Annotated in this window: 3 protein-coding genes; all 3 read right to left on the bottom strand. The window is 56.4% G+C overall.

The features are described 5' to 3' along the window. Positions 1 to 138: 138 nt before the first annotated feature. Positions 139 to 462, bottom strand: coding sequence for a non-heme iron oxygenase ferredoxin subunit (locus tag ACOCD2_RS17605; protein ID WP_293650084.1), 324 nt, complete (start codon positions 460 to 462; stop codon positions 139 to 141). Continuing rightward, entirely contained in the window at positions 462 to 1577 is a 1116-nt protein-coding gene (locus tag ACOCD2_RS17600) for an anthranilate phosphoribosyltransferase (RefSeq protein ID WP_293650085.1), read from the bottom strand. The genes ACOCD2_RS17605 and ACOCD2_RS17600 overlap by 1 nt, the downstream gene beginning before the upstream one ends. A gap of 87 nt (positions 1578 to 1664) precedes the next feature. Then, on the bottom strand, positions 1665 to 1964 hold the full coding sequence (locus tag ACOCD2_RS17595; protein ID WP_293653067.1) for a phosphodiesterase: 300 nt from the start codon (positions 1962 to 1964) through the stop codon (positions 1665 to 1667). Positions 1965 to 2047 lie beyond the last annotated feature (83 nt).

The raw sequence follows: 2047 nt of genomic DNA, 5'->3' as shown, positions 1-2047 counted from the left end.
AATATAATCACACGGGACCCGACACGGATTCAGGTTCAAGCCAACGTTCCTTATCAGGGTATGCAGGCCATGGCTGTCCTGTGTCCGGTATTATTATTAACCCGCCGGGTCAATAGCTGTGCAGGATGTTCCCGGAAGCTATTCCTGTTTTCCGGGGAGAACCCAGATCTGTCTATCCTTTATTCTGACCGGGTAGCTGCAGATGGGTTCGTATGCCGGTTCAGTCTCCGGCTTGCCGGTCTTCAGATCGAAGTAGCTGCCATGCAGGGAGCACTTGATCCGCCCTTCCTGTATACAGCCCAGGAACAGGGAATAGTCTTCGTGGCTGCACATCTCGTCCACCACGTAGTGCCTGCCATCGGCATTGCACAGCAGCATGCGCCTACCGCCAGCCTCCACCCTTTTCATCTGGCCGGGAGACAATTCGTCTTCTGCCGCTACTGCGATCCACCCGTCTACCATCATTTTACCCGATTGGCAGCCTTGCCGGAATCCAGAACCGCCCGCACGGCTTCGCCTGCCTCGCCAAGGTTGTCCTGCATGCCCATGTGCTTGAGAATCAGTGCGCCGGTATAAACCAGGGAATCATAGGTCACGCCCTGTTTGCCATTGAGTGCTTCCATACCGGCCTCTGCTGCCGCCAGGGCCGTATCCCTGATATCCACTGCGATGGCGATCTCATCGCCCGGGCGTGTGGTTTTCGGTAGATCCTCGGGCAGTGGTACTGCGCGCAGAGCCTGTTGAATACCGACCATGTCAGGATGGATATCCACGCCGATTTCCTCACCCCGGTCGTGGTAGCTGAAATATTTGCCGTCCTGCCTCAGGGAGGGAATGATGCCGCCTTCCACGCCACGGATGAACAGTGCCGAATTGAATCCCACATGGCGTGCCAGCATGGCGTAGATGGGCGGATAGGGCTTGTGTACATAACCCGTTACGAAATGCGTCTGTTGCTTTCCCATCACCGGTTTGGCCAGTACTTCCACGGTGGTGAGCACCTGGCGCTTGATCATCTGGGTGCGCAGGGGTATCAGGTCGTGCAATGGTTTACAGAAACTGGCCTGATCGACATAGGCCCAGCCGGTGTCGGTGTCTGATAGCCTGCCTGCGGCGGCGCGGCTGTCCAGATCGACGTTGGCGCCCGCTGCCTGGAGTACATGGCGGTGGGTAACGCCATACTTGGGACCCACGGCGTCCAGCCCGTGAGAGACGGGATGCAGGCCGCATTCCGCCAGCAGCGGGGGCAGGAAAGGGGCTGCCGGCAGTGTGCGGTTATAACCGTCGTAGGGATCGGCGATGTCGAGCACATGGTCAACGTCGGCTACGACGCCATCCACCACTTCGCGAATGCCATCCAGCACACCCTTGAACTCGTCGTTGCTTTCCCGCTTCATGCGCAGGGCGATGAAGAAAAGGGCTGCCTGCACGGGATCGATCTGATCGCGCAGGATGGCGACAGTTGCCTCCCGCGCCTCGTCCAGGCTGATGTCTTTCGACAGTTCGGGACCCGTCGCGATACGTTGCAGGATGGAACGCATGAGCATGTGGGCTTGTGTGGTATCGGTGGCGGTCATTCTTTCTCCGGTGAAACAGGCTTTACATTGGCATGCAGTATAAATACCCCAGTAAAACAGTCAACAATAAATGATTCGGGTTGAAATTTACTGGCTGTTGGCAGGCTTGTTTCGCTTGAGTACCGCGGTGATTACCTTGTCATATTCGAAATACACGGAAAATGCCGGGTAGTCCCAGCGGGTGATGGGAGGGTCACCCACAGCCGCGTGTTTACTGTCGGGAGCGCCGAAGCGCTGCTCCACGGTTTTCATGCTTTCACCGCGGTGCGGGCGCGGTATATTTGCCTTTTGCTCCGCTTTTACTGCATCGATGAGCAGCACCTCGGACATTGCGGCGGCCGGGAAGAAAAGAGAACAGGCAATGAGTAAAGTCCATGGGTATTTCATCATAATTTTTCCTGATGTCAAGTCCCGATAGATCATAGATTTTCTGTAACTACTCACCCCTAAGATGAGTACAAGCCTGCCTC

It is taken from the genome of Thiolapillus sp. (genome assembly GCF_048562965.1).
Taxonomy (GTDB): Bacteria; Pseudomonadota; Gammaproteobacteria; order Chromatiales; family Chromatiaceae; genus Thiolapillus; species Thiolapillus brandeum_A.
Note: the sequence above shows the minus strand (reverse complement) of the source record. Positions and strands in the feature narration are given on the sequence as shown.